General features: G+C 68.5%; 24 protein-coding genes and 1 pseudogene. 14 read left to right on the forward strand and 11 right to left on the reverse strand.

The features are described from left to right. The first annotated feature begins 7 nt into the window (after positions 1–7). Positions 8–829: a hypothetical protein gene (locus tag ABAZ39_RS24420; protein ID WP_040136502.1), complete on the forward strand. Its 822-nt coding sequence runs from the start codon at positions 8–10 to the stop codon at positions 827–829. 24 nt (positions 830–853) lie between these two features. Here ABAZ39_RS24420 and ABAZ39_RS24425 read toward each other — a convergent pair whose 3' ends face one another. After that, a complete protein-coding gene (locus tag ABAZ39_RS24425; protein ID WP_040136504.1) occupies positions 854–1,114 on the reverse strand; it encodes a hypothetical protein in 261 nt (86 codons plus the stop codon). A gap of 154 nt (positions 1,115–1,268) precedes the next feature. Here ABAZ39_RS24425 and exbB point away from each other — a divergent pair, with 154 nt between their 5' ends. The 3 genes from exbB to ABAZ39_RS24440 are packed head-to-tail and all read left to right on the forward strand — an operon-like array spanning position 1,269 to position 3,497. After that, positions 1,269–2,228 carry a tonB-system energizer ExbB gene (gene exbB / locus ABAZ39_RS24430; protein ID WP_040136506.1) on the forward strand — a complete coding sequence of 320 codons (960 nt, stop codon included), beginning with the start codon at positions 1,269–1,271 and terminating at the stop codon, positions 2,226–2,228. 4 nt (positions 2,229–2,232) lie between these two features. Further along, positions 2,233–2,655, forward strand: a complete 423-nt coding sequence (exbD, locus tag ABAZ39_RS24435; RefSeq protein ID WP_014241770.1) for a TonB system transport protein ExbD — start codon at positions 2,233–2,235, stop codon at positions 2,653–2,655. Beyond that, positions 2,652–3,497: an energy transducer TonB gene (locus tag ABAZ39_RS24440; RefSeq protein ID WP_051658488.1), complete on the forward strand. Its 846-nt coding sequence runs from the start codon at positions 2,652–2,654 to the stop codon at positions 3,495–3,497. Before exbD ends, ABAZ39_RS24440 begins: the two co-directional genes overlap by 4 nt. Before the next feature lie 36 nt (positions 3,498–3,533). On the opposite strand, the gene ABAZ39_RS24445 is transcribed toward ABAZ39_RS24440, so the two are convergent. The 3 genes from ABAZ39_RS24445 to ABAZ39_RS24455 all read right to left on the reverse strand — a co-directional run bounded on the left by ABAZ39_RS24445 (position 3,534) and on the right by ABAZ39_RS24455 (position 7,181). After that, positions 3,534–4,160, reverse strand: coding sequence for a response regulator transcription factor (locus tag ABAZ39_RS24445; RefSeq protein WP_040136508.1), 627 nt, complete (start codon positions 4,158–4,160; stop codon positions 3,534–3,536). Continuing rightward, the gene (locus tag ABAZ39_RS24450) at positions 4,144–5,802 is read right to left on the reverse strand and encodes an ATP-binding protein (protein ID WP_051658489.1); all 1,659 of its coding nucleotides are present in this window, start codon (positions 5,800–5,802) and stop codon (positions 4,144–4,146) included. Before ABAZ39_RS24450 ends, ABAZ39_RS24445 begins: the two co-directional genes overlap by 17 nt. Positions 5,803–5,921: 119 nt before the next feature. Further along, the gene (locus ABAZ39_RS24455) at positions 5,922–7,181 is read right to left on the reverse strand and encodes a Glu/Leu/Phe/Val family dehydrogenase (RefSeq protein ID WP_040136510.1); all 1,260 of its coding nucleotides are present in this window, start codon (positions 7,179–7,181) and stop codon (positions 5,922–5,924) included. A gap of 296 nt (positions 7,182–7,477) precedes the next feature. On the opposite strand from ABAZ39_RS24455, the gene ABAZ39_RS24460 reads away from it, so the two are divergent. Next, positions 7,478–7,870 (forward strand): GreA/GreB family elongation factor, encoded by a 393-nt coding sequence (locus tag ABAZ39_RS24460; RefSeq protein ID WP_051658490.1) that lies wholly within the window; start codon positions 7,478–7,480, stop codon positions 7,868–7,870. 250 nt (positions 7,871–8,120) lie between these two features. Further along, complete coding sequence (locus ABAZ39_RS37120) at positions 8,121–9,197, forward strand: DUF2325 domain-containing protein (RefSeq protein ID WP_040136512.1); 1,077 nt, start codon at positions 8,121–8,123, stop codon at positions 9,195–9,197. A gap of 24 nt (positions 9,198–9,221) precedes the next feature. Here ABAZ39_RS37120 and ABAZ39_RS24470 read toward each other — a convergent pair whose 3' ends face one another. After that, complete coding sequence (locus tag ABAZ39_RS24470) at positions 9,222–11,243, reverse strand: methyl-accepting chemotaxis protein (RefSeq protein WP_051658491.1); 2,022 nt, start codon at positions 11,241–11,243, stop codon at positions 9,222–9,224. A 325-nt stretch (positions 11,244–11,568) separates the two neighbouring features. Here ABAZ39_RS24470 and ABAZ39_RS24475 point away from each other — a divergent pair, with 325 nt between their 5' ends. Then, on the forward strand, positions 11,569–12,654 hold the full coding sequence (locus ABAZ39_RS24475) for a hypothetical protein (protein WP_247874721.1): 1,086 nt from the start codon (positions 11,569–11,571) through the stop codon (positions 12,652–12,654). Between the two features lie 16 nt (positions 12,655–12,670). On the opposite strand, the gene ABAZ39_RS24480 is transcribed toward ABAZ39_RS24475, so the two are convergent. Both ABAZ39_RS24480 and ABAZ39_RS24485 read right to left on the reverse strand, forming a co-directional pair. Beyond that, positions 12,671–13,072: a DUF1398 family protein gene (locus tag ABAZ39_RS24480; RefSeq protein ID WP_040136518.1), complete on the reverse strand. Its 402-nt coding sequence runs from the start codon at positions 13,070–13,072 to the stop codon at positions 12,671–12,673. Between the two features lie 32 nt (positions 13,073–13,104). Then, positions 13,105–13,563: a MarR family winged helix-turn-helix transcriptional regulator gene (locus tag ABAZ39_RS24485; protein ID WP_040136520.1), complete on the reverse strand. Its 459-nt coding sequence runs from the start codon at positions 13,561–13,563 to the stop codon at positions 13,105–13,107. A 427-nt stretch (positions 13,564–13,990) separates the two neighbouring features. Here ABAZ39_RS24485 and ABAZ39_RS24490 point away from each other — a divergent pair, with 427 nt between their 5' ends. From ABAZ39_RS24490 to ABAZ39_RS24510, 5 genes and pseudogenes are all read left to right on the forward strand, one after another. Continuing rightward, positions 13,991–15,469, forward strand: a complete 1,479-nt coding sequence (locus ABAZ39_RS24490) for a methyl-accepting chemotaxis protein (protein WP_443983715.1) — start codon at positions 13,991–13,993, stop codon at positions 15,467–15,469. A 305-nt stretch (positions 15,470–15,774) separates the two neighbouring features. Then, a complete protein-coding gene (locus ABAZ39_RS24495) occupies positions 15,775–16,509 on the forward strand; it encodes a substrate-binding periplasmic protein (RefSeq protein WP_247874720.1) in 735 nt (244 codons plus the stop codon). Between the two features lie 7 nt (positions 16,510–16,516). Next, complete coding sequence (locus ABAZ39_RS24500) at positions 16,517–17,347, forward strand: substrate-binding periplasmic protein (protein WP_040136527.1); 831 nt, start codon at positions 16,517–16,519, stop codon at positions 17,345–17,347. A 13-nt stretch (positions 17,348–17,360) separates the two neighbouring features. Continuing rightward, entirely contained in the window at positions 17,361–20,402 is a 3,042-nt protein-coding gene (locus ABAZ39_RS24505) for a hybrid sensor histidine kinase/response regulator (RefSeq protein WP_051658492.1), read from the forward strand. Positions 20,403–20,455: 53 nt separating this feature from the next. Beyond that, positions 20,456–20,848: pseudogene (locus tag ABAZ39_RS24510) on the forward strand (response regulator); the annotation flags it as partial. A 37-nt stretch (positions 20,849–20,885) separates the two neighbouring features. Here ABAZ39_RS24510 and ABAZ39_RS24515 read toward each other — a convergent pair. Further along, positions 20,886–22,115: a sensor histidine kinase gene (locus tag ABAZ39_RS24515; protein ID WP_040136530.1), complete on the reverse strand. Its 1,230-nt coding sequence runs from the start codon at positions 22,113–22,115 to the stop codon at positions 20,886–20,888. A gap of 402 nt (positions 22,116–22,517) precedes the next feature. On the opposite strand from ABAZ39_RS24515, the gene ABAZ39_RS34725 reads away from it, so the two are divergent. Together ABAZ39_RS34725 and ABAZ39_RS24520 are read left to right on the forward strand one after the other, a co-directional pair. Next, entirely contained in the window at positions 22,518–22,760 is a 243-nt protein-coding gene (locus ABAZ39_RS34725) for a hypothetical protein (protein WP_081863304.1), read from the forward strand. After that, the gene (locus ABAZ39_RS24520) at positions 22,757–23,194 is read left to right on the forward strand and encodes a hypothetical protein (protein WP_040136531.1); all 438 of its coding nucleotides are present in this window, start codon (positions 22,757–22,759) and stop codon (positions 23,192–23,194) included. The genes ABAZ39_RS34725 and ABAZ39_RS24520 overlap by 4 nt, the downstream gene beginning before the upstream one ends. Before the next feature lie 30 nt (positions 23,195–23,224). Here ABAZ39_RS24520 and ABAZ39_RS24525 read toward each other — a convergent pair whose 3' ends face one another. The 3 genes from ABAZ39_RS24525 to ABAZ39_RS24535 form a co-directional block, all read right to left on the reverse strand. Beyond that, on the reverse strand, positions 23,225–24,001 hold the full coding sequence (locus tag ABAZ39_RS24525) for an SDR family NAD(P)-dependent oxidoreductase (protein WP_040136532.1): 777 nt from the start codon (positions 23,999–24,001) through the stop codon (positions 23,225–23,227). 149 nt (positions 24,002–24,150) lie between these two features. Further along, positions 24,151–25,056, reverse strand: coding sequence for an SMP-30/gluconolactonase/LRE family protein (locus ABAZ39_RS24530; RefSeq protein ID WP_247881763.1), 906 nt, complete (start codon positions 25,054–25,056; stop codon positions 24,151–24,153). Between the two features lie 5 nt (positions 25,057–25,061). After that, positions 25,062–26,597: a tripartite tricarboxylate transporter permease gene (locus tag ABAZ39_RS24535; protein WP_014241796.1), complete on the reverse strand. Its 1,536-nt coding sequence runs from the start codon at positions 26,595–26,597 to the stop codon at positions 25,062–25,064. Between the last annotated feature and the right edge of the window lie 6 nt (positions 26,598–26,603).

A 26,603-nucleotide genomic window follows, 5' to 3' on the forward strand; every position in this document is an offset into this window, starting at 1 on the left:
TCGAGGCATGAAGCGTGCGCTCCGAACCGCCCTGATCGCCGTCGGCATCCTCGCCGGCGGCCTCGTCACCCTGACCGTGGGGGTGGTCGCCGCCCTGCCGGTGATCGCCGACCACATTCCGCTCGAACTCTCCCGAGTCGTGATGAGCGACGGGCGGCGGCAGGTGGAGATGCAGGGCATGGTCCATGTCGCCAAGCCGGATTTCTACAGCGGCATCGCCCGGCACATCGCGCAGCGGCGCCAGGAAGGCTGGCTGGTCTTCTACGAGGAGGTCCGTCCCGACGACGCCTCCAACCCCGCCGGGGTGGCCGACGTGCTGCGCCGGCTGGGGGCGGACTGGAATCCGGACAGCAAGCAGCATCCCTACGAGATGATGGCGAGCCTGCTCGGTGACGGGCTGGTGCTTCAGGACAACCGCGCCCTGATCGGCCCACCGGGGCCGGACGCCCACAACGTCGACGTCACCCTGTCGCAGCTGCTGGCTGCCCTGCCCCCCGACGACCCGGACGACGCCGATCCGGAAACCATCGATCTGGCGCAACTCCGGGACGAGTACGACACGCTGCCGGGCTGGGTGCAGAGGCGCGTCCAGGCCGCCATCCGCATCATGCTGGCGACCACCGCGTCGGGCTCCATGGTGCGCGACGCCCTGCCGCCCGCGTTGACCACCCTGCGCGAGGACAAGGTGGTGGCGGCCATCAAGGCCGAACCGGACCGCAACATCCTGATCCTCTACGGTCAGGTGCACATCGGTCACATCCAGACCATGCTGAAGGACGCTGACGCGCGGTGGCGGACGGTCTCGTCGCAGGCGATCCAGGCGTTCTGAACCGAGCGGGTCACCCGATGCGGATCACCAGATTTTGCGGGCGAGCTCCTCGCCGCGGGCGGTGAGTTCCTCGAAGCGGCGGCGGGCCACATCCTCGGCGTTCCAGTCGCCGGGGGCGACGACGGCTTCGGTGGCGTCCGGGCGATCCGGCGCGCTGGGACGGTTGCCCGACTCCCCGTGGAGACCGTAGACTTGGCCGTCGCGCGCTTCGATCACGGCATAGCGGCCGTCCCGTTCGATGAGCCGGAAGCTGCCATGTTCCGATACGGTCCGGACGTTGGGCATCGCACTTCTCCCTGGCGGTTCATGGTCCACGCCGTGAACAACCGCCGCGATGCCCATTTGTCGCATAGCAGCAATATAGCACTTTATGGGTGCAAATGAGAGTCGTTCGCACTATACAGGAAGGAAGTCAGCCGCAAAGAAGTTTGAACCGCCAATGTTCACAGCGCTTCACACCCGTTCCATCGCCGCGATGGCCGCCGCCGGCACCTTCCTGTCGAGCGGACTTGGCTGGGCGCAGGGCGTCCCCGCAACCAACGGCGGCGCTCCCGCGGCACCGGTCCCGGCCCCGATGGCGGCTTCCATGGCGCCTCCCGTGACGGCGCCCGCCGCCGACGCGCTGGCGGCCCCGCTGGCCGCGCCGGACGCTGCGGCGGGAGCGGCCGCCGGGCTGGACCACATGACCGCCGCGACGGCGATCCTGCCGCACGACCTGTCCCCCTGGGGCATGTTCATGGCGGCGAGTCCGGTGGTGCAGGCGGTGATGATCGGGCTGGCGCTGGCCTCGGTGGCGACCTGGACCATCTTCCTCGCAAAATCGGTGGAGCTGTCGAAGGCCAAGCGCAAGGCGCGGGCCTCCCTGGCGGCGCTGGAGCAGGCGCGTTCGCTGACTCAGGCGGCCGAGAGCATCGGCTTCGAGAAGACCCCGGCCACCGCCTTCCTGCGCGCCGTGATCGCCGAGGCCCACCAGTCCGCCGACGCCCCCTCGCAGGAGGGTCTGAAGGAGCGCGCGGCCTCCCGCCTGGAGCGGATCGAGGCGGCGGAGGGGCGGCGCATGATGCGCGGCACCGGCATCCTCGCCAGCATCGGCTCCACGGCCCCCTTCGTCGGGCTGTTCGGCACGGTGTGGGGCATCATGGTCAGCTTCATCGGCATCGCCAAGTCGCAGACGACCAACCTCGCCGTGGTGGCGCCGGGCATCGCCGAAGCGCTGCTGGCGACGGCCATCGGCCTCGTCGCGGCCATCCCGGCGGTGGTGATCTACAACGGCTTCGCCCGTTCCATCGGCGGCTACCGCGCCCAGCTCGGCGACTCGTCGGCGGCGGTGCTGCGGCTGCTGAGCCGCGACATGGATCGCCGCGCCCTGCCGCGCGCCGTGTCCAAGGCGGCGGAGTAAGACCATGGCGGCGCGTCTGGACGACGGCGACGATCTCACCGAGTCGCACGACATCAACGTCACGCCCTTCATCGACGTGATGCTCGTGCTGCTCATCATCTTCATGGTGGCGGCCCCGCTGGCGACGGTGGACGTGCCGGTGGACCTGCCGGCCTCGACCGCCCAGCCGCAGCCGCGGCCTGACAAGCCCCTGTTCCTGACCATCCAGGCCGACAAAAGCCTGTCGGTGGGCGACACCCCGGTGGCGCGGGAGTCCCTGGCGGCGGCGCTGGACGGGGTGACGAACGGCGACAAGGGCGCCCGCGTCTTCCTGCGCGCCGACCGCAGCGTGGATTACGGCGCGCTGACCGAGGTGATGAACGCGCTGCGCGCCGCCGGCTACCTGAAGATCGCCCTGGTCGGGCTGGAAGGCGCGGCCGCGAAATGAGCGTGGCGACCTTCGATCCCAACGACCTTCCGGACGGCGAGGAGCGCACCGCGCCCGCCCTGGCGCGGTGGGGCGGCAGTCTGGTGATCGTGCTGGGCGCTCACGCCCTTCTGGCGCTCGCCGCGCTGTCCTGGCACGTCGCGATGGAAGAGGCGCCGGCCATGGCGCCCGCGGTGATGCTCGACCTGCCGCCGATGCCGGAAACGCCGGCCGCGGAGCCGCCGCCGACGCTGGAATCGATGCTCCCCGAACCGGAGTTGCCGCCCGAGCCGGTGATCGAGCCGGAACCGGAGCCCGAGCCCATCCCCGAGATCGCCCCGGAGCCGCCGCCGCCCGTGCCGGCGGAGGTCGCCCTGCCGGAACCGCCGCCCAAGCCGAAGCCCAAGCCCAAGGAAGAGCCCAAGCCCAAGCCCAAGGCCGAACCGCCGAAGCCCCGCCCGCAGCCGCAGGCACAGCCCAAGCCGGTGACGGAAGCCCCGGCCAACGCCGCTCCTGCCGCCGCACCGCCCGCGGGCGCGCCGGCCCAGGCGGCGCCGGTTCCGCGCAACAGCAACGCGCTGCCCACGTGGCACGGTGCTGTGCTCGGCCATCTGGAGCGCTACAAGCGTTACCCCCGCATCGCTCAGATGCGGCGCCAGCAAGGCGTTCCGCAGGTCCACATCACGCTCGACCGGCAAGGCCGGGTGCTGGCGGTGCGGCTGCACAAGGGCTCCGGCTTCGAGGCGCTGGACGAGGAGACGATCGCTCTGGTCGAACGCGCCTCCCCGCTCCCGGCCCCTCCGCCGGACGTGGCGCAGGACCGCATGGAGCTGGTGGTGCCGGTGCAATACTTCCTGCGCTGAATTCGACCGCTCACGCGCCGATGACGTGGATGCGCATCACGGTATGTGCATCCACAGGCGCATGAGTTCCGGAACCGTCCGGATGTCGAGTTTGCTGAGAATGTTCGCCCGGTGGGTCTCCACCGTGCGGACGCCGATCCCGAGGCGGATCGCAATGGCCTTGTTGGCGCAGCCCTCCACCATCAGCGCCGCGACGTCCCGTTCACGGGGGCTGAGAAGGGCCAGCTTTGCCAGGGCGGACTCCGCGGCGGAGCGGTCCCGGCGCTGGTGGGCGTCGCGCTGCAAGGCCTCGTGGATGCGGCGCAGGAAGACGCCGTCGTCGAACGGCTTTTCCAGGAAATCGACGGCTCCACCCCGGAAGGCGGTGACGGCGGAACTCACCTCGCCATGGGCGGTGATGATGATCACCGGCAGACCGCAGCCGCGCCGGGACAGTTCCTCCTGAAGCTCCAGCCCGTCCATGAAGGGCATGCGGAGGTCGGCCACCACGCAACCCGGCTGCTCCGGGCTGTAGCGGTGCAGGAACTCCAGCGCGTTGACGAAGGTGCGCACAGACAGGCCGGCCACCTCGACCAGAACGGAGAGCGCGTCGCGGACCGCCTCGTCGTCGTCGATGATGAAGACGGTCGGTTCGCCGGTGGAGGTTTTATCGGTCTGGGTCATGGGATGGCCGGGTGTCTGAACGGGCTGCGGGCAGAAAGACCTGGAAAACGGAGCCGGTCGAACCGGTGCGGCCGAGCCACAGCCTGCCGCCGTGGCTTTCGACGATCGACCGGCAGATGGGCAGGCCGAGTCCCATGCCCGCCGGTTTCGTGGTGGCGAAGGGCGAGTACAGATGGTCGACCATGCCCGCCGACACGCCGGGGCCGCTGTCCTCGACCTCGAAGGTCAGGCCGTCTGGCGGCGTGGCACGGACACGCAGAACGACCTCGCGCACCGCGCTGTCGGCCGCGGCGATGGCCTCGATGCTGTTGTGCACGAGGTTGAGGAGGACCTGTTCGATCTGGATGCGGTCGCACAGCACGAGGGGAAGCGGCTCGGCCATCTCCACCCGCAGCTGGACCCGGTTGTAGGCCGCGTCCCCCCGCACCAGCGTCAGCGTCTCGCGCAGGATCTCGCTGGCCGATTCCGGCGCCAGCTGCAGCGATCCCTTGCTCAGGAAGGTGCGCAGCCCGCGGATGACCTCGCCCGCGCGCTCCGCCTGGATCACCGCCTTGTCGATGAGTTCGTGGGCGCGCGGCGGCGTGTCGTCGCCTTCCAGAAGACGCTGGGCGGCGCGCGCGTAGCTGATGGCGGCCAGCAGCGGCTGATTCAGCTCGTGGGCCAGGGCGGACGCCATCTCCCCGGTCACTGTGAGGCGGGAGAGATGGGCCAGCTCGGTCTGGTGTTCGCGCAGCCGGACCTCGACCTCGCGCCGCTCGCTGACCAGCGCGCCGAGGAACAGGGCCGTGATGGCCAGGGCCAGCATCAGCGTCTGGTGATAGATGACCGCGCCCAGGGGAAGGCCGATCGCCTGCAGCCCGGCGATCAGGCCGCTCTGGATGGCCAGGGCCGCCAGCACCGCGCCCGGCAGGCCGTGCGACACGGCCACCCAGACGAGGGGCAGGAACAGGAGGTAGAACAGGTTGAACTGGCCGTCGCCGATGGGCAGGAAGACCAGCAGCAGGGCCGCGGCGATGGCCGCCGTCTGGGCGGTGGTGGGCGTCTTCGGCACGCTCCAGGCGGGCGTCTTGTCCGGCCGGTGCAGCAGGAGGACGAAGGGCGTGACCACGGCGATGCCGATGGCGTCGCCCAGCCAGTATTGGAAGGCCAGCGTCGGCAGATCGGCCGCGGGCAAGGCCCCGTCGAGGACGAACACGCCGACGAAGACGGGCGCCACGACGGCGGCGCTCAGGAAGGTGACGCCGACCAGCCAGCCGACGTCGCGCACCCGGTTCAACGCCAGACCGATCGCCACCCGGTGACGCAGCACATGGGCCGCCGCCCCGTACCCGGCGACGATGGCGAGATTCGAGAGCAGCAGCGAGGAGACCGAGGCCGGATGCCCCCGCACCACCAGATCGGCCAGGATCAGCGTGGCGTAGACCATCGGCAGGCCGCGCGCGCCGGTCCACAGCAGAAGAGCCATGTAGAGACCTGCCGGCGGGTTCCACGGCGTGATGTTGAGGCTCGGGCGGGGGTGGATGAAGGTCAGCCAGTCGATGGGCAGATAGGCCGCCAGGAAGGCGAGCGACAGCAGGACCATGTCCCGGCCGGTCAGGATGGCGGGCGCTCCCGTCGCGCGGCTGGCGGGCGGAAAAGGCATCTCAGAACAGTCTTTCAGGCTGCACGGGCGGAATGGCACGGACTATACGTCCAACCGGGCGTGTTCGCCTCTGCGATGGGCGGGGAGCCCGGCGGGCTCCCGTCCCCGCGACGCACGGATCAGCCGACGAAGAACGGCTGCGTTCCATGCGCGGCGATGGCCTTCGACAGCCGTTCCAGCGCGTGGGCGTAGGCCGCCGTGCGCATCGGAATGTCCTTGCCCGTGCCCATGTCCCAGACCCGGCGGCCCTCGGTCTCCATGATCACGCGCAGGCGCTCGTGAATCTCGTCGAGGCCCCAATAGTAGCCCTGGCGGTTCTGCACCCACTCGAAGTAGGACACCGTCACGCCGCCGGCGTTCGCCAGGATGTCGGGCAGGACGATGACGCCGGCCTCGTTCAGGATGCGGTCGGCGTCCGGCGTGACCGGGCCGTTGGCGAGTTCCAGGACGACGCGCGCCTTGATGAGCCCGGCGTTGCCCTTGTGGATCTGATCCTCCAGCGCCGCGGGGACCAGGATCTCGCACGCGGTGCCCAGCAGCTCGTCGCCGGTCACCGCACGGGCGCCATTCCCGGTGTAGGCGGTCACCGAGCCGCCCCGCTCCTTGGCCGTCTGCACGGCCTGCGGGTCCAGCCCGTCCTCGCAGACGATGGCTCCGCGGGAATCGGACAGGCCGACGATGCGGTAGCCGTCCGCGTGCAGCAGGCGGGCGATGTGGAAGCCGGCGTTGCCGTAGCCCTGGATCACCACCCGGCGGGCCGATCCGGACAGGCGCAGATCCTCTTCCAGATGCTTGATGAGGTAGTAGCCGCCGCGCGCGGTCGCGTCGTCACGCCCGAGCGAACCGCCGAGCGGCAGCGGCTTGCCGGTGATGACCGCCGGGCTCGGCTGGCGGACGATGGAGCTGTACTCGTCGGCCATCCACCCCATGATCATGGAGTTGGTGTAGACGTCCGGCGCCGGGATGTCGCGGTCGGGTCCGATCATGCCGGCGAAGGCCTGGACATAGGCCCGCGACAGACGCTCCAGCTCCGACTTGGACAGGCTGTGCGGATCGACCTTCACCGCGCCCTTGCCCCCGCCATAGGGCAGGTTCATCACCGCGCACTTGAAGGTCATCCAGAAGGCCAGCGTGGTCACCTCCTCCACGTTGGAACTCGGGTGGAAGCGGATGCCGCCCTTGGTCGGGCCGCGCGTGTCGTCGTAGCGGCACCGCCACGCCGGGAAGGAGCGTCGCGAACCGTCGTCCATGCGCACGGACAGGCGGACGCTCAACGTCTCCTTGGCGTATTTCAGTTTCTCGAGAACCTCGGAGTCCACCTCGACGTGCTTGGCGGCTTCATCCAGGCGGCTCAGCGCCCCCGAAAGCAGATCGTCCATTCCTTTTCCCCATGGTTTCGGTCAGGCGCACCGAAGGTTGGCCGCATCTCCTTCCCGGAAGGTTCTGCTCACTTCCCCTTAGGCATATGACGGCCTTTTCTACTGGGGAATAACCCGGATCAAAATATCCGTATTACTACGGAAATCTAGTAACATATTGAAAAACAGTGATAAATTTTTTACAGACCGATTTGCGCCTTGCGCTCCGTAATCATACGGATGGTCGCGGACAATGCCCGTGGGCGAGAGTTCATCCGGGCTTGAATCACCGCCGCCACGCAGTCGAGGACGCATCGATGATTGAGGGAACCGATCGGCCGCTGATCTGGATCGGACGCATGGATTACGGCCGCCTGCTGCGGGCCATGGACCGGCTGGCCGTGCAGGCCCCGGAGGTCTCGGCGTTCCTGTCGCGGGAGTTGGAGCGGGCGATCGTCCGCCCGGAAGGCGACCTCCCCCGGACGATCGTGCGCATGGGCAGCCGGGTGCTGTTTCGCCGCGACGACGGCATGCCGCCCGAATGGGGGGAACTGGTCTACCCGGACCAATTGCCCAAGGACGACCAGATCACCGTCGCCTCGCCGCTGGGGGTGGCCCTGCTCGGTCTCCGGGAGGGGGCCCACATGCCGTACAGCGACGCGGACGGAATCACACGCCGGCTGATGATCGAGCGCATTCTCCCGGCCTGAGCCGCCTCCCCCGGGAGCGGACCTGCGTCGCTCTTCATTTGCAAATGCGAATGAATCGCATTATTAGTGGAGCATGTTCCGCTCCACGGCCCCGCTTGGCTCCGGACGGAACCGGACACCCAACAGCCGAAGCCGATCGGGGGCGGAGACGATGTGTGAGCGTTGTCGGAAGACCGTGCCATCCTGCGTACTGGGACAGGCCAAACGCCGGAAGCTGTGGACGATTCCCACGGAGTATCATTGCTCGATCGTGGGCACCTGCCTGTCGTCGGAGGACGTGGCGTGGCTGTGCCGGCGGCTGAAGCTGGTCCCCACGGCGGACGCCCGCCCCTACGATATCCACCGCTATTTCGTGGAGAAGGCCGCTGAGGACGGGCCGGAAGCCCGGCTGATGCACAAGCGGCTGGACGAGACCTTCGCCGTCGCGGTGAAGCGCTTCGCCCGCGAGACGACCGAAGAGGGCTGGATGGCGCTGTGGACCGCCGCGGTGGCCTCGGGCGACGTGGCCGCCGCCTACTGGGGCGTGCTGAGCCATGGCGCCATGCCCGACGCGGTGCGGGTCCGCGCCTTCGCCGACGTGCACATGCTCTCCCACATCATGGGTGGCGAGAACCGGCGCCAATTGCGGGAGAACCGCGATTTGTCCCGGCGCTGCGAGGAGCTGACCGCCCGGCTGGCGAAGCAGGAACGCGCCGCCACCGAACGCGTCGCCGAGAAGGACGCCCGCATCCGGGAGCTGGAAGCACAGCTCGCCACCCAGCGGGCCGCGCCCGCGGTTCCGGAAACGCCCAACGTGCCGAAAGCCCCGTCGGTCCGGGCGCCGGGACAGGCACGGCTGCTGCGCACCATGGACGCCCTGCATCGCCGTGTCGCCAGCGAGCGCATGCGCGCTCGCCACGCCGAGGCCGAGGTGGAGCGGCTGCGCCGCCTGCTCGACCCGCCGGCCGCGCAACTCCGCCGCACCGCCGCCGCCGAGACGAACGCCCCGACCGACCTCGGCGGGCGGGCCATCCTCTATGTGGGCGGGCGGACCAAGAGCCTGCCCCACCTGCGGGCAGCGGTGGAGACGCGCAACGGCTGCCTGTTGCACCATGACGGCGGGTTCGAGCAGACGACCCGCTGCCTGGAAGGGCTGGTCGAGCGCGCCGACGTGGTGGTCTGCCCCGTCGATTGCGTCAGCCATGACGCCTGCCTGCGGGTGAAGGGGCTGTGCCGCCGCATGGGCAAGCCCTTCGTTCCCATGCGCAGCGCCGGCGCCACCAGCTTCGCCCGCATCCTGCACAGCTTCGGCCAGGACGGCGCCGGGGAGGAGTCCGCCCACCACTGAGCAGCGCCAGGACATTCGGCGCGGTCAGGCGCCGCGGACACCGGCGAGGAAGTCGCCGACCTCGCCGGTCAACCGCTCCGCCTGCTGCGACAGCTCCTGCGCGGCGCTCAGCACATGGGTCGCCGCCGTCCCGGTGTCGTTGGCCGCCTGTTGGACGCCGGCGATGTTGGACGCGACCTCCTGCGTGCCGGCGGCTGCCTGCTGGACGTTGCGGGTGATCTCCTGGGTGGCGGCGCCCTGCTCCTCCACCGCGGCGGCGATGGCCGTGGCGATCTCGTTAACCTCGCCGATCACGGCGGCGATGCCCTGGATCGCCGCGACGGCGTCGCGCGTGACGGTCTGCACCTGGACGATCTGCGCCGCGATGTCGTCGGTCGCCTGGGCGGTCTGGCTCGCCAGCGTCTTCACCTCATGCGCCACGACGGCGAAGCCCTTGCCGGCGTCGCCGGCGCGAGCGGCCTCGATGGTGGCGTTGAGCGCCAGCAGGTTGGTCTGGCTGGAGATCGCCTGGATCAGCCCGACCACCTCACCGATGCGTTGGGCGCAACCCGCCATCAGCCGCACCGTCTCGTCCGTCCGCCGGGCGTCCGCGACGGCCCGCGTCGTGATCGCCTGCGACTGGGCGGCGCGGTTGCCGATCTCCCGGATGGAGGCGGTGAGCTGTTCGGTCGCCGCCGCCACGGTCTGCACGTTCGTGGAGGCCTGTTCCGACGCGGCGGCCACGGCGAAGGACTGCTGGTTGGTCTGCTGGGCCGCCGTGGACATGGAGCCGGCGGTTGCCTCCATCTCCGTCGCGGCGGAGGACAGCGTGCCGACCAGCCCGCTCACCTTGGCTTCGAAGCCGTGGGTCAGCCGGGCCAGCGCGACCGCCCGCCGCTCGCGCGCCTCCTGCTCGCGCCGCTGCTCCGCCTCCAGCCGCTCGCGCGCAACGGCGTGTTCCTGGAGGACCTGGACGGCCTGCGCCATGGCGCCGATCTCGTCGCGGCGTCCGGCACCGGGGATGGCCACCGCCAGATCGCCGTCGGCCAGCTGCCGCATGGCCCCGGTCATCGCGGTCAGCGGGCGGACGACCCGCCGGATCACCAGCAGCGAGCCCCCGACGCCCAGAAGCAGGCTGAGCGTGAAGACGGCGAGGCTGACGAGCAGGTCGGATCGCGCCTCCTCCGCGGTTCCCGCGACCGCCGCGTCGATGGCCGCGCCCACCGTGCCGGCCAATGCGAGGATGGAATCGATGCCCACCGTCGCCCGGACCATCCATTCGTCGGAGGTCAGTGGGTAGCGGCCATCGGCGCCGCCCTTCAGCACCGCCTGCCGGGTCTCGGCGAACGCTTGGAAATACGCGGCCTCGACTCCATCGATGGCCCGCGCGAGGTCGGGCGTGATGTCCGGCCGGGTGCGCAGCGCGCGGATGCCGTCCCAGGCCTGCTCCAACCGCCCGCGGGACTTCGCCAGGGCTTCGGCCTGTCCGGGAGCGACGGGCCGGCTGCTGGCGACGAGGGCGCTGAACAGACCGCGCTCGCGCCCGGCGTGTTCGGCCATGTCCGCCGCGTAGCTACGCAGCTGGACAAGTTGCAGCGTTGCCGGTTTCGGCGGCGGAGCGACCGCCTCCAGCAACAGGCGCAAGGCGCCGATCCGTTCGATATGAGCGGTGATCGTGCCGCCGAAGCCCGATACCACGTCCGGCGACCGCTGGCCGGCGTCGCGGGCCAACGCCTCGTCCACCCCACGCCGGTAATCCCGGAATCGGCCCAAGGATGTCTCCACCTCACCCAGGCGCTGAGCATGCGACGCCATTTCGGGAAAAGTGGGCAGTGCATCCAGCGCGGCGCGCAACGCAGCGTCGGCGGCATCGCGGCGCTGTTGCAGCCGAGAGCGCCGTTCGGAAGGAATCGGGGTCGAGCCGTTCAGCGCTCCGTTGGTCGCGCCCCGTTCGAGGGCGAACTCACCGGCGACGACGACCAAGCCACCGGCCACCTGATTGACGTTCCGGTAGGCCGAAGCTGCCTCCACGCCGCGAAGGGCCGTGAACGCCGCGTCGCCCGCCATGAAAATTCCCAGAAGGGCAAGCCCACCGACAATCACCGGTAGAATGACTTTGATGGAGAATAATCGCATGGATTTGCCCTCGAAAACGGATAGCATTCATCGACTCATATCCAGGTGATGATGCCTTTCCTTGATTTTGGTCAAAGGACCTGCAAACGCTCTGGTGCGAACGTGATCTGAGAAAAGTTCAAGTTTTGACGACAGGTATTGCGGATTTGCTTTTGGAAAATTTCCAAGGGGCTTTTCAAAACGACAGGCTGACACACGGCTAAAGTTGCGAGGCACCGGTCCGCCCTGTGCTACAGTGCCGCCGGAAGGAGCCGTCATGCCGTCAGAACACCCGTCGCCCGAAGCCTCTCAGCCCAGCCAGAATGCCCCCGAACCTCTTCTGAAGCTGGGCGACGCGCCCCGCCCGGCCGCCATGCCCGACAGCCTCGCTGCGGACGTCGCGGGCTGGCGCTTCATCCTGCGCAGCCCGGTGGCCCCCAGCTTCTATTCCAAGCCGGGAACACCGTGGCTGGCGCCGCCGGAGGGCTGTCTGCGGGTCAGCGACCGATGGAATCTGGACGGCGCCTTTCCCACCGACCAGCCTGTCGAGAACGGCGCGCAATGGGCCGTCGCCCGGTTCGAGGGCGGCGCGTGGCGCGTGGAACGCTGTGTTCCGGCCGCCCCCCGCCCGGCGGTGCGCGACCTGCTGCGCCTGCGGGTTGAACGGCTGACCGCCGCCCGCCGCTGGACGCACGGCGACTTGGAGCTTCTGCACGGCCTGTTGGACGGCGGGACGCTGGCGGAGTCGGTTCTGCTGGCCGGTGACGAGGGGCGGGCGCGCTCGCTGCGGTCGCTGAAGGCGCTGGGCCTCGCCGGAGCGGCCTCGGCGGACGACCCGGAGCTTCCCGACGAGGCGAAGACCCTGCTCGCGGACGGCGCGGGGGGCGTCGTCTGGCTCGACGCCGACGCGCGGGAGATCGCGGACGGCATCCTGTCCTGGCACGCCAAAAAACAGGCGCGCGCCGCCGCGCGGGTGAGCCGGGGCGCCGAGGCGAAGCAGCGCGGCGACGACATCAAGGACGCACTGACCAAGGCGGTGCAACGGGCCTTCCCGCGCATTCCCAAGGAGGCCGCCGCCGCCGCCGCGGCGCGGCTGGCGCCCGGCGTGAAGAAGCTGGGCCGCATGCCGGCGCTGCAACCCATCGTGGACGCGGTGGCTGAGGTGCGGCTGGAGCGCTGGCGCCAGGCCGTGGCGTCGGAGCCGGAGGTGGCGAAGCGGTTGGCCGCCATGGAGGCGCGCGGCGACGCGAACCGCGCGCTCAAACGTTACCGCGACCAGCGGGCGGTCGAGCGCGCGGAGGCCGAGTTGAAGGAGTGGCGCGGCGACCTCGGCCCCGTGCTGTCCCGCCGCCTGGGCTGGTGACGGAGGAGCGGCGGCGTCAGTGTGTACCGGGGAACCACTCGGTGTGGCTGTCGCCGCTGCGGCCGTAATAGACGACCCGCCGGCCCAGGATGCTGACCATCCAGCCGGCGCAGCCGGCCCGCAGCACCCGCTCGCGGAAGCCGCCGTAGCGGATCGTTCCGGCCTGGATGGCGCGGACGGCGGATTCCACGCCCTCCGCCGAGAAGTCAATGGCCGGCGGCAGAGGGGAAGGCCGGGCCTCCACCCGCTCCGTCGTTCCGTCCAGGAGGTAATAGGTCGTTTCCGCGCGCACGAGATCGGTGTGGTAGCGCTCCACCCCCGCGACGGCCAGCGCCGCGACGACCTCGGGGAAGGTGATGCGCTCCTCGTCCGAGGCGCGGCTGCACTCCCGCAGGATGGCCGTGATTTTGGAATTCATGACGTTTCCTCGGTGCCCCGTGCGCGTCGCGGTCAATCGATGGGAATGGAGCGCAGCCCCATCCGGCGGACGATGCCCTTCAGCGTGTCCTCGATCCGCGCCCGCTCGGCGGGGTCGAGGTGGCCGAAGAAGTCGGCGTCGTTGCGGTCGGCCAGAGCGGACAGATCCGGCACCAGCGCCCGGCCCTCCGCGGTGAGCGCCAGAGTCTGGTAACGCCGGTCGTCCGGGTCGGTGGTCTGGGTGAGCAGCCCCTTGGCGGTGAGACGGTCGGCCAGTTTCGAAATCGCTCCCCGCGTCATGCCCAGCCGGTCGGCGAGCAGGCTGGGCGCCACGCCGTCGCGGTCGTAGAGGTCGCGCAGCACCACCCACTCGGCGACGGTTACCCCCTGCCCCGCCAGCGTCGCGGCAAAGGCATGGGACACATGGTTCGACACGAAGCGCAGCCAATAGCCGAGATGCGCGTCGAGCGGGCTGATGCTCGAATCCGTCATCGGGCTCTCCTTGAGTTTCCTTGGAAACTATACCCAAGAAGTTTCCTAGTCAACTGACGGGATTGGTGCCTGGATATCCCGATGAAGCTGCTTTTTCTCGCAAAGACTCCCCCGGCAGACGGGATGACGTGTTTCAAAGTTGAAACGCGGAGAAGGCAGGAGATCGGAGGTCTGCCCGGTAATTTCCATTCCTGAGACGTTGCATAAATTAAGCGGATCGGGGGCGATCCGTTCAATCCAGGCCGAATCGAACAGAGTTCACCTCTTCTGTATATCACCAATGCGATAAACGATGAGGGTATGACTATTTGAAACTGCGCCTTGTGACAAATTAATTTGAAATCCATGATTAGTGGCATCTAAATCAATTCCGGATACGATCTGCCAGCCACCTCCACATGCCTCTGGTGATTCCATGTTCAAATTCATGTCAGCGGGACGCACAGAGTTAAAGGCCAAGCTCGCGGCATTGGATGCCGCGCAGGCCATCATCGAACTTTCGCCGGACGGGATGGTTCTTTCCGCAAACAATAATTTCGCCGCGGCGCTCGGCTGCGGTCCGGACGAGATCCAAGGCCGGCATTGGTCATCGGTTCTTTCCCTGCAAAGTGAGGGAAGCAGCAACCCGCAGACCTTGTGGGATGCGCTGCGGCGCGGTGAGCCGCGGACCGTGGAATGCCTGCTTCTTGGCAAGACGGGGCGGGAGTCGTGGGTTCAGGCGATCTTCACGCCGATCCGGGACCGCGGGGGGCGGACCGTCACGATCGCGGCCTACATCCTGGACATCACCGCCGGCAAGCGGCGGTCCGCCGATCAGGAGGGGCAGATCGCGGCGGTCAACAAATCGCAGGCGGTCATCGAGTTCGACATCAACGGGAATGTCCTGACGGCCAACGCCAATTTTCTGGCCGCCATGGGCTACCGGCTGGACGAGATTGTCGGACGGCATCACGCCATATTCGTGGCACCGGAGGAGCGCGACAGCGACTGTTACCGTCGCTTCTGGGACGCGCTCCGTCGTGGAGAGCATCAGACGACCGAGTTCCGGCGGCTGCGCAAGGACGGCGGCGACGTCTGGATTCAGGCCAGCTACAACCCCGTCTTCGACCCGCAAGGCCGTCTGGTCAAGGTCGTCAAGTTCGCCACCGACATCACGGAGCGGGTGAGGGAGCGGCTGAACCGCTCCGACATCGGACGCGCGGTGGACGGCGACCTCGGCCACATCACCCAGGCCATCGCCGACGCCAATCGGCAGGCCGCCGCCGCGGCGAACGCCGCCGCCCAGACCAGCCACACCGTGCAATCCGTCGCCGCCGGCGCCGAGGAACTCGTCGCCTCCGTCAACGAGATCAGCCAGCAGACGGCCACCGCCTCGGTCATCTCGAACGAAGCGGTCGGCGAGGCCGAGCGGATCGGCGCGACCGTCGAGGAACTGGTGGAGGCCGCCAAGCAGATCGGCATGGTGGTCAAGATGATCTCGGACATCGCCAACCAGACGAACCTTCTGGCGTTGAACGCGACCATCGAGGCCGCGCGGGCCGGGGAGAACGGCAAGGGCTTCGCGGTCGTCGCGTCCGAGGTGAAGGCGCTGGCGACCCAGGCGGCCAAGGCGACGGAGCAGATCACCTCGCAGATCGCCCAGGTCCAGGGGGCCACCGATTCCGCCGCCCGCGCCATCACCTCGATCGGTGGGACGATCCGCAAGCTGAACGGCATCTCCGCCGCCATCGCATCCGCCACCGAGGAGCAGAGCGCCGTCGTTCGTGACATCTCGGCCCATATGCAGGTCACCGCCGACGCCATCACGACCATCAGCGACAACATGGCCGGCATCGCCCGCGCCACTGAAGACGCTGCGGTGGCGACCGGAAAGGTCAAGGCGCTGTCGCACACCTTGGCGGCCTGATGGCCGCCGGACCGGACAAAACCCAGACGTGACACCGGCGATGGCAAATCCGTCCATGCCAGTGCCTCGTCATGTTCCAGAAATGAAACAACTTAAGGGATTAATACCAAGCTTGACCGGTCTTTTTGTGGTGGTATTGTCTCGTCGAAGCCGGAAAATCATCCGGCGAAAGCACTGAAATTCAATCGGTGCGCTTTGAACATGCGGCAAGGAAACGCCGAGCGCGTGATGCGCGCCATCTTGCCGCTTTGCCGAGGCAATTCATGCACCGCCTGATGCCGTTTCGCACCGTCGCGACCTTGTGGATGGCCCTCCTGCTTTGCGTTCCGGTGGCATCGTCCGCCCATGCGGACGAAGTCTACCGGGTGCTGACCTGGAGGATGGCGCCCTACGCGATGGTGGACGAGCAGGGCAAGCTGACCGGCTTCGAGGTGGAGATCGCCCGCGCGCTGTGCGACACCATGGGCATCCGCTGCGAGATCACCGCGCTGCAGTTTCCGGAGGTCCTGGACCTGCTCGACCGCAACGCCGCCGACTTCGCCGTCGCCAGCATCCTGAAGACGCCGGAGCGGATGAAGAAATACCTCTTCACCGACCGCCACAAGCGGTCCAGCTCCAGCTACATCGGCCGGGCCGGCGAATGGGCGTTGGGTGTGGCGCCGGATCTGGCTGGCAAGCGCGTTTCGGTCACCCGCGGATCGAAGCAATACGACTATCTGACCGCGAAGAATGTCGGCTGCACGATCGCGATTTACGACGATCAGGCGGAGGCGCTGCGCGCCGTTCTCGACGGGCGGGTCGATCTGGCGCTGGCCCCGACCGCCGTCACCGTTCACCTCCTGACCAGCGCGGAGGGAGAGGCGCTGGAGGTGGTGGGCGATCCATTGACCGAGAGTGGACTGGGCGGCGAATCCGCCATCGCCCTGCCGCTGGGGCGCGAGGAGCTGCGCGACCGCGTCAACATGGCCCTGCGCGCCATCCTGGCGGACGGTCGGTACGACGCCATCAGTTCCCGATTCCTGCCCTTCCGGATGTACTGAGGCACCGATGGGTTTCTGCATGCGCATCCCCGCCGCACACGCCGTCGTGACCGCCGTGTTGAGCGCCGCGCTCCTGCTGACCGGCCTTGCCCTGCCGCAGCCGGTCCGGGCGGACGCGCCGCCGACCGGCCGGCCGTTTCTGCGCGTGGTGGTCATCGATCACTCCCCACCCTTCAGCGATCGCGACGCCGACGGGTTGCTGGTCGGCTTCAACATCGATTTCGGGCGCGAGTTGTGCCGCTCGCTGGGCGCAGTGTGCAGCTTCGACGCGGCCCCCTTCAAGCAGATTATCGAAGACGTCGCCGCGGGCCGCTTCGACATCGGCTTCGGCAACGTTCTGCGCACGCCGGACCGCGAGCAGCGGCTTCTGTTCTCCGTTCCCTATTGGCGGTCGAGCACCAGCCTGGTCGGGCGCCGTGGCATGCCCGAGCTGAGCCTGGATGAGGCGATCCGCAGCCGGCGCATCGCCACCATCCGCGGCTCGCGGCAGCACGCGGCCCTGGTGCGTCTGGCCGACGCCGCTCCGGCGCTGCACGCCAATCTTGTGCCCGTCTCCACGCTCGACGATCTGTGGAGCGCCATGCGCAACGGCGAAAGCGACATGGCCATCGGTCCGACGCTGAACGTGGTGCATTTCCTGCTGTCCGACGCCGGGGACGGATTCGAGACCATCGGCACCCCGATGTCAGAGAATGGGCTGGGTGGGACCGTGCACATCGTCTTTCCTCCCGGCCAGCACGAGCTGAAGGCGTCGGTGGACCGGGCCCTGACGGCCTTGCGCAACGACGGCACCTACCAGCGCATCAACCGCCAATACTTCCCCTTCGACATCTACTGAACCGGAACCGGCCATGGCGTCCGCCCGCGACCGCAGGCATCCCCGCGTACGGCTGCAGCCGGCGATTCTTACCGGTGGGGCGATCCTGCTGGCGCTGATCGGCCTGCTGTTCCTCGGCATCGTCGCGGAGCAGGGCAAGATGGAACGGCTGGCCGCCGACAGCCAGGACCGCATGGTGCCGCTGATCCTGGAGCGCCAGCGCGCCGTCGTGAATCTGGAACGGCTGAAGCAGTCGGGGGCGATCGTCCTGTCCGCCGACGACCCGCGCCGCCGCCGCGAGGCCCTGCTGGCCGCCCAGGCGCTGGCCTTCCACCCGACCTTCCAGTTCGATCCCGCGCTGAAACGGCAGGTGACCGACGCCTATTCGGTCATCCGGCAGGTCTCCTCGGCGAAGGCGCATCGGTTGGAGAGCGCCGCCGCCGGCGATGCGCCCGTGCCCGCCGAGGAGGAGCGCCTCGCCGAGACATGGGCGCAGACGCTCGTTGAGCTGAACACGGTCGGCGACCGGCTGCTCGTCGACGTGACCGAGTTGACGGCGGGCCGCCTGGGCCAGATCCAGGAGCGCACCCGTCTGGTGTCGCGGGTCATCCAGTTCGCCTTCGTCGCGGTGCTGGCGATCTTCATCGCTGCGGGGCTGCTGATCCGCCGCCATGTGGTGCGGCCCCTGCTCTTCGCCGCCGACGGCCTGCGCCGCATCGGCGAGGGCGAGCGCGACATCCGGCTTCCCGGCGCCCGCACGCAGGAACTGGACAGCATCCTGAACGCCGTCGTCCGGCTGGGCACCCAGGCCGAGGAACTGCGCCTGACCCGCGACCGGGCGGAGGCGGCGTCCCAGGCGAAGGCCAGTTTCCTCGCCAACATGAGCCACGAGATCCGCACCCCGATGAACGCGGTGATCGGCCTGTCGCATCTGGCTCTGAAGACCGACCTGACGCCGCGTCAGCGCGACTACGTCCTCAAGATCAGCCAGTCCGGCCAGCATCTGCTGGGCATCATCAACGACATTCTGGATTTCTCCAAGATCGAGGCCGGGAAGCTGAGCGTCGAGCGCACCGGCTTCCATCTCGACAAGGTGCTCGGCACTCTGGCCGACCTGATCGCTGAGAAAGCCGCGGCCAAGGGGTTGGAGCTGATCTTCGACGTCGCCCAGAACGTGCCCAGCGACCTGATCGGCGATCCGCTGCGCATCGGGCAGATCCTGGTTAACTACGCCAACAACGCGGTCAAATTCACCGAGCGTGGCGAGATCGCCATCATCGTCCGGCTGGAGGAAGAGGTCGGGAGCGACCTGCTGGTCCGCTTCGAGGTGCGCGACACCGGCATCGGCTTGAACGATGACCAGAAAAATCAGCTTTTCCAGAGCTTCCAGCAGGCCGACGCCTCGACCACCCGAAAGTACGGCGGCACCGGCCTGGGGCTGGCGATCTCCAAGCGGCTGGCCGAGCTGATGGGCGGTTCGGTCGGGGTGGACAGCGTGCCGGGCCAGGGCTCCTGCTTCTGGTTCACCGCCCGGCTGGGCCGTGACAAGCCACGCCGCGTGCTGCTGCCGCGGCCCGACCTGCGCGGCCTGCGCTGTCTGGTGGTGGACGACAACGAGAACGCCCGCGTCGTGCTGACCGACATGCTGTCGGCCATGTCCTTCACCGCCGAGGCCGTGGAGTCCGGCCCCGCCGCCATCCAGGCGGCGCGGTTCGCGGCGCGTGAGGGCCGACCCTTCCGCGTCGTCCTTCTGGATTGGCAGATGCCGGGCATGGACGGGTTGGAAACCTCCGCCGGCCTCGCCGCGCTGGAGCTGGACCAAGCCCCCCACCACATCATGGTCACCTCCTATGGCCGGGAAGAGGTGCTGAGGGGCGCCGAAAACACGGCCATCGAAGAGGTGCTGTTCAAGCCGGTCAACCCATCCGCCCTGTTCGACGGCATCATGCGGGTTCTGGGCGCCGACGAGCAGGCCGCGGACATCCACCCGGTGCCAGCCGCCGCTCCAATCGCCGACCTGTCGCGCCTGCGCGGTGCCCGCATCCTGTTGGCCGAGGACAACGACCTCAACCAACAGGTGGCCTGCGAACTGCTGGGCGATGCCGGGCTGACGGTGGAGATCGCCGAGAATGGCGCCATCGCCGTGGACATGGTGCAGGCGGCCCACTACGACCTCGTGTTGATGGACATGCAGATGCCGGTCATGGACGGCATCGCCGCGACCCGGGAAATCCGTCGGCTGGACTTCACCGGTCTGCCCATCGTCGCGATGACGGCCAACGCCATGCAGGCCGACCGCGAGCGTTGCCTCGACGCGGGCATGAACGATTATCTGGCCAAGCCCATCGACCCGGACGCGTTGTGGGCGACCCTGCTGGTCTGGGTCACGCCGCGGCCGGGATTGGGCGCCGAGGCTCCGGCTCCCCTCCCCGTGCCGGCCGTGGAGGAACCGGGCGATTTGCCCACCGGCGTTCCCGGGCTGGACACCGCCATTGGGCTGTCGCGGGTGCTGGGCAAGAAGCGCCTCTACCTCGACCTGCTGCGCAAGTTCACAGCCGGGCAGCGCGGAGTGGTCACCGCCATCCGCACGGCGCTGGACGCCGGCGACCTCGCCGCGGCGGAGCGGTACGCCCACACGCTGAAGGGAACCGCCGGCAACATCGGCGCCCACCCCGTCCAGGACGCTGCCGAACAGCTGGAAGCGGTGATCCGCGACGCCCGACCACGCCCGGAGATCGACGCGCGGCTGGCCGCGCTGGAGCCACCGCTGGGCGCCCTTCTCGCCCATCTGGACGCGGCGCTGGCGTCCAACGGCGACACCGCGCCGTCCGTGGCCCCGCCCGCCGCGGTGGATGCGGCCGCACTTCGCGCCCTGTGCGGCCGGCTCCGCCAGCTTCTGCTCGACAGCGACCCCGACGCCGAGGAGGTGCTGACGGCGAACGCCGACCTTCTGCAAGCGGCCTTTCCCGACCGGTTCGAGACCATCGCCGGGCAGATCCGCAACTTCGACTTCGACGAGGCCGCCGCCACCCTGGACGCAGCCTCGATCGACCGCGGCGTGACCGCCCAACCCTGACCGCCCAACCCTGACCGACGCCGGCCCGTCGGCTCCCAATTCGGAACATTTCCATGGACATCGCACCGCCCGCATCGGTTCCGGCCGGGAAGGCCACGATCCTCATCGTGGACGACACGCCGGACAACCTGAAGCTGCTCAGCAGCCTGCTGAAGGACAGCTACAGGGTCAAGGTCGCCAACAACGGGCGCAAGGCACTGGAGATCGCCGCCGCGTTTCCCCCGCCCGACCTGATCCTGCTGGACGTGGTCATGCCGGAGATGGACGGCTACGAGGTCTGCGCCGCCTTGAAGGAGGCGCCGGGAACCCGCAACATCCCCGTGATTTTCCTGACGGGACGGGCCGACGAGGCCGACCGGGAACGCGGCTTCGCCATGGGGGCGGTGGATTACATCGCGAAGCCGGTCGATCCCACGGCGGTGCTGGAGCGTGTTGCCGCGCGCATTCCAGCCTGCTGACCGCAGCCGTCCCTGCGAGCCGGCCTCAGGCCGGCGCGTCGGCCAGAGCGGACACGCGCCGCGGCATACGGACGACGAAGCTGGCACCGCCGGCGGGCTGGCTTTCGACCTCGATGGTACCCTGAAGCACCTGATGGACGAGGTTGAAGGCGATGTAGAGCCCCAGCCCCGGATATTCGATGCCCCGGCGGGTGGTGAAGAAGGGATCGAACAGCTTGGGCAGATGCTCCGGATCGATCCCCTTGCCGTCGTCGGACAGGCGCAGCTCCACCCAATCCTCCTCCCGCGGTGTGACCGACAGGACGACGCGCCCGTTCTGTCCGGGCCGGAAGGCGTGGGCAACCGCGTTGCGGATCAGGATGGACAGCACCTCCGACAGCGGGCCGGGATGGCTGTCGATGGCCAGACCGGCGGGGCAGGACACGGTGAGGCTGTGCCCGGCCTCCCGCAGATGCGGGTCCAGCCCGAACAGCGCGTCGGAGAGATAGTCCTTGAGGTCGAAGACCCGCCGTTCCGATCCGGCGCGGTCCACCACCACCTGCTTGAAGCTCTGGATCAGGTTGGCGGTGCGCACGATGTTGGTGGTGACCAGCAGCGTCCCTTCCCGGGCGTTCTCCAGGAAGCGGGCGAGGTCGGACTTGCGGATCGCCCCGCCCTGGAATTGCGAGGCGAGCGATTCGACCAGGCCGGAGAGATGCGACACCGCGGTCAGGGCCACACCGATCGGCGTGTTGATCTCATGCGCGACGCCGGACACCAGCAGCCCCAGCGCCGCCATCTTCTCCGTCTGGATCAGATGCTGCTGCGTTTCCTCCAGCCGGCTGTGGGCGGCGCGCACCTCCTCAACGGTGGCCCGCAACGAGTCGGCGGTGGCCTTCAGCGACAGGTGGTTCTTCACCCGCGCCAGGACGATGGGGGGACTGATCGGCTTGCTGATGTAATCGACGGCGCCCAGGTCCAGCCCGAACTTCTCATCCTCCACCGAGGTGCGGGCGGTGAGGAAGATCACCGGAACATCGCAAGTCCGCGGGTCGGCCTTCAGGCGGCGGCACACCTCGTAGCCGTCCATGCTCGGCATCATGACGTCGAGCAGGATCAGATCCGGCGGATGGTCGGAGAAGGCGATGCGCAGCGCGGCATCGCCGTTGTTCACGGTCTTGACCGTATAAATGGATTTCAGGTGGCTGCTCAGCAGCGACAGGTTGTCGGCGGTGTCATCCACGATGAGAATCGTCGCCTTCGTCGGTGCTCCCATATCCGCCCCTTCCTCTTGCGGCGGACAAGACGATCCGGTGCTCCCCCGGTTTGGGGCGCCAGCCACAACCAGCGCATCACCGGCCTGCCGAAACACCCTCGTCCGCCAGAAGGGACCTTACAACGCGATTTTTTATCGTCAAAGACAATTTATCAGTGCTTAGCGGCGGAACAACTCTCTCGAACGCTCATTTTCTGTCGAAAAAACAACTTAATTTTATGCATTGTCCGAATTTACCAAACACTGCGCCTTACCGGGGAACCGGCCGGCGCCCAAGGGCGTTTCCGTGTCCGCGAGCGGCGGCCAGGGCCCGAAAAAGTGGTAGCCCGCCCCCACCCGTCAAACTGTCACAGACCGCTCGTATAGTCCGTCCAACTTTGGAAATGCCTCGTGAATCCAGCCATGACGACGCCGACACACGCCCGTACGCCCCAGATTACTCCCACGCCCAAACTGCATTGCGCCTGCTGCGGGCGTCCATTCACCCGCAGTTCCGGCCGCGGCCCCGCCCCGCTCTACTGCTCGGCGGACTGCCGGACGCAGATCCGCATCCGCCAGCGGGTGTGGTCGAACCGGCCCGGCTACGCCGCGAGCGGCACGCCCAACCACTGGGACGCCCGGTTCGAGACGGCCTGCGCATCATGATGAAGCTGGTGATCCACGACCGCCATTCCGCTGCCGGGCTGATCCTGCCGGAAGTCGCCCATATGCGCGATGTCGTGCGCGCCCTGCGCGGGCTGGAAACGGTGGACAGCGCGTCGGTGCTTCTGGAAGCCTTCGCGCGGCGCTGCCTGGAGGCCGGCGTGGCCTTCGATTCGACGGACCCGCTGACCGCCTGCTCCTTCTGCACCCATCTGGTGGAGGTGGAGGTCCATGCGGAGAACGGGGCGGCGCCCGTCCAGTTCGTCCGGCTCTACGACCGCGACGCCGACGGCATCCTCTGCCGCCGCCATCACGGCACCCTGCACGCCGTAGCCCGGCAACTGCGGTGCGAGGACGGCGTGCCCTTCCCCAGCCTGCCGGCCATCGCCGCCAAAACGGCGGCCTTCACAGCCGCCATCCCGCCGCGTCCGCTCTGACCGGGCGGACACGGACGGGACAGCCGATCATTACGGCATGTACTGGCCGCCGTTGACGTCGAGAACCTGCCCGGTGATGTAGCCGCTGCAGGCGTGCGACGCGAAGAACAGGAAGGTCGGGGCGCACTCTTCCGGACGGCCGAAGCGGCCCATCGGGAAACCGGAGCCGATGCGGGCCTTGGTGTCCTCGTCCTTGTCGGCGTGGAAGGCCGTGTCGAAGGTGCCCGGCGAGACCATGTTGAAGCGGATGCCGTCCTTGGTATGGAAGGCCACCCAGTTCTTCTGGATGTTGTGCAGCCACGCCTTGGCCGCGCCGTACAGGCCGGCGCCCGGACCGCCGCCAGTGTAGCCGGCGACCGAACCGACCGAGATCACCGAAGAGGTGGTGCCGTTCTGCGCCGCCGCGGCCTTCAGGTGCGGCAGGGCGTGCTTGGTCACCATCAGCGCGGAGCGGGAGTTCAGGTCGGTCACCGCGTCGAAGAATTCGTCGTCGATCTCCGGCAGCGGCTTGCGCGCGACCAGACCGCCCGCGTTGTTGATGAGCACGTCGATGCCGCCGAAGCGCTCGACGAAGGCCTCGACGAGGGTGCCGCACGCCGCGCTGTCCGACACGTCGGCCTGGAGGAAGACGACCTCGCCGCCCAGCCCGTTCAGACGGGCCAGCGTGGCCTCCAGGTCCGCCGGGGTGCGGCGGCCATTCATGGCGACCTTCGCGCCGGCGCGGGCGAACGCCTCCACCGCCGCGAGGCCGATGCCCTGCGTGGAGCCGGTGATCAGAACGCGCTTGCCCTTCAGATCGTCAAACATTCCTTGCCTCTCGTGTCTTGGTCTTTAAGTTCCCTCTCCCCTCTGGGGAGAGGGTTAGGGTGAGGGGGTTCCGCTTGTGCCGAACGCACCGCCACGCACATCCCCCTCACCGGCCCTTCGGGCCACCCTCTCCCCAGAGGGGAGAGGGTTCAAACAGCCAGGCGGGGTTCCGGCAAGCCCTGGGCGCCGGGATCGAACATCAGGACGCGCCCGCCATGCGGGTCCTCGGCGAGGTCCGCCGGCCCGCGGCTGAGCGAGGTGACCAGCATCGTCCGCAGGTCCGGCCCGCCGAAGGCGCACATGGTCGGCTTGCGCATCGGCACTTCGATCCGCCGGTCCAACGCGCCGTTCGGGGTGAAGCGCTTGATGCAGCCCTCGTCCAGGCAGCAGATCCAGTAGCAGCCGTCGACGTCCACCGCGGCGCCGTCGGGACGCCCGACCATCGCCCGCATGTCGACGAAGGGGCGGCGGTTGGCAGCGGTGCCGGTGTCCGTGTCGTAGTCCCAAGCCCAGACCATCCGCACGTCGCGGTGGCTGTCGGATGCGTAGAGGGTGCGCCCGTCCGGGCTGAAGGCGGAGCCGTTGGGGATGATGTAGCCGCCGGTTCCAGTGTCCGTCAGCCCGTCGGCCCGCGTGAAGCGGTGCCACAGGCCGGAGGAGTCGCCCTTGCTGATGTCCATGACCATGCTGGACAGCCAGAACCGCCCCTGCCGGTCGCAGCGCCCGTCGTTGAAGCGCATGCCCTCCTTGGGGAAGCGGTGGGTGGCGAGGGCGGTGACCACCGCCTCCCCGCCTTCGCCCGGCAGATCGACGTCGAAGACGCCGGTCTCGCAGGCGCAGACCGCGCCGCCGTCCGGACGCAGGACGAGGCTGCCGATCATCTCCGGCAGGGTCCAGCGGCGGTGGGCGCCGCTGGAGGAGTCGAGCCGGTGGATGGTCCGCGCCGGGATGTCGATCCAGGTCCACGAGGCCCCCTCGGCGTCCCAGACCGGGTTCTCGCCGGTGCCGTTGCGCAGTTCGGGATCGAAGACGGCTTCCAGGCCAACGCTCGTCACGGTCGTCATTTCGCGGACCCTACGGTGCCGGCGGCCGCGCCGTCCGCGGTCGGGCCGTTGCCGCCGTTGCCCCGGAAGTAGCGCAGCAGCGGCAGCGCCAGGGTGATGACCGCGACGGTCAGCAGGCCGAGCGTGATCGGACGGGTGTAGAGGAAGTCCAGGCTGCCGCCCGACAGGGACAGGGCGCGGCGGAAGCTCGCCTCGGCCATCGGACCCATGATCAGGGCCAGGACGACCGGCGACGCCGGATAGTCCCAACGCTGCATGAAGAAGCCGACCACGCCGACCGCCAGCATGATGCCCACGTCGAACATGCTGTTGTTGATGGCGTAGGCGCCGACGACGCAGAGCGCCAGGATGAGCGGCGTCAGGATGGCGCGCGGCATCTCCAGCACCTTGCCCATCAGGCGCAGCGACGACAGGCCGATGATCAGCAGGGCCGCGTAGCAGAACAGCATGCCGGCGAACAGCGTGAACACCAGACCGGCGTGGTCCTTGAACAGCAGCGGACCGGGCTGGAGACCCTGCATGGTCAGCGCGCCCAGCATGACCGCGGTCACCGCGTCGCCGGGAATGCCGAGCGTCATCATCGGCAGCAGGTCGCCGCCGGTGCAGGCGTTGGCACCGGACTCGGCGGCCGCGACGCCCTTGATCTCGCCCTTGCCGAAATTCTCCGGATTCTTGGAGAAGCGCTTGGCCTCGTTGTAGGCGACGAAGGACGCGATGTCCGCACCGGCGCCGGGGATGATGCCGACGATGATGCCCAGACCCGACGAGCGGAGAATGGTGAAGATCAGGCCCTTGAAGACGCTCCAGGGCGGAATGATCCGGCCGATGTAGACCTTGACCTCGGCCCGCGTCTCTGGCTGGCCCAGCGACTTGAAGGCTTCCGACGCCGCGAACAGGCCGATCATCACCGGGATGAAGGGAACGTTCAGCAGCTCGTTGAAGCCGCCGGTGAAGCGCGGGAAGCCGGCCATCGGGTCGAGGCCGACGGTGGACAGCAGAAGCCCGAGGAAGCCGGCGATCAGCCCCTTGACCAGGGAGTCGCCCGACACGCTGGTGATGATCGACAGGCCGAACACCGCGAGCGCGAAGGATTCGGCGGCGGAGAATTCCAGCGCGATGCCGGCCAGCAACGGCGCCAGGAAGATCAGCATGAAGACGCTGAGGAAACCGCCGAAGCAGGAGGACAGCGTCGCCGTGCCGAGCGCGAGGCCGGCCTGGCCCTTCTGGCTCAGCGCGTAGCCGTCCATGGCGGTCGCGGCGGCGGCCGGGGTGCCGGGGATCTTGAGCAGGATCGCGGTGATCGAGCCGCCGAAGATGCCGCCGAAGAACACGCCGCACAGCATCAGGATGGCCGAGACCGGGTCCATGCCGAAGGTGAAGGGCAGCAGGATCGCGACGCCCATGGTGGCCGTCAGGCCGGGCAACACGCCGATGATGATGCCCAGCGTGACGCCGATCAGGGCGAGCAGAAGCGGCAGGGGTTCGCTGGCAAGGTTGGCGAAGCCCTGAAGGAGCATGTCGATTTCATACATCTTCCA

The sequence above is a fragment of the Azospirillum argentinense genome, assembly GCF_000632475.1.
Taxonomy (GTDB): Bacteria; Pseudomonadota; Alphaproteobacteria; order Azospirillales; family Azospirillaceae; genus Azospirillum; species Azospirillum baldaniorum.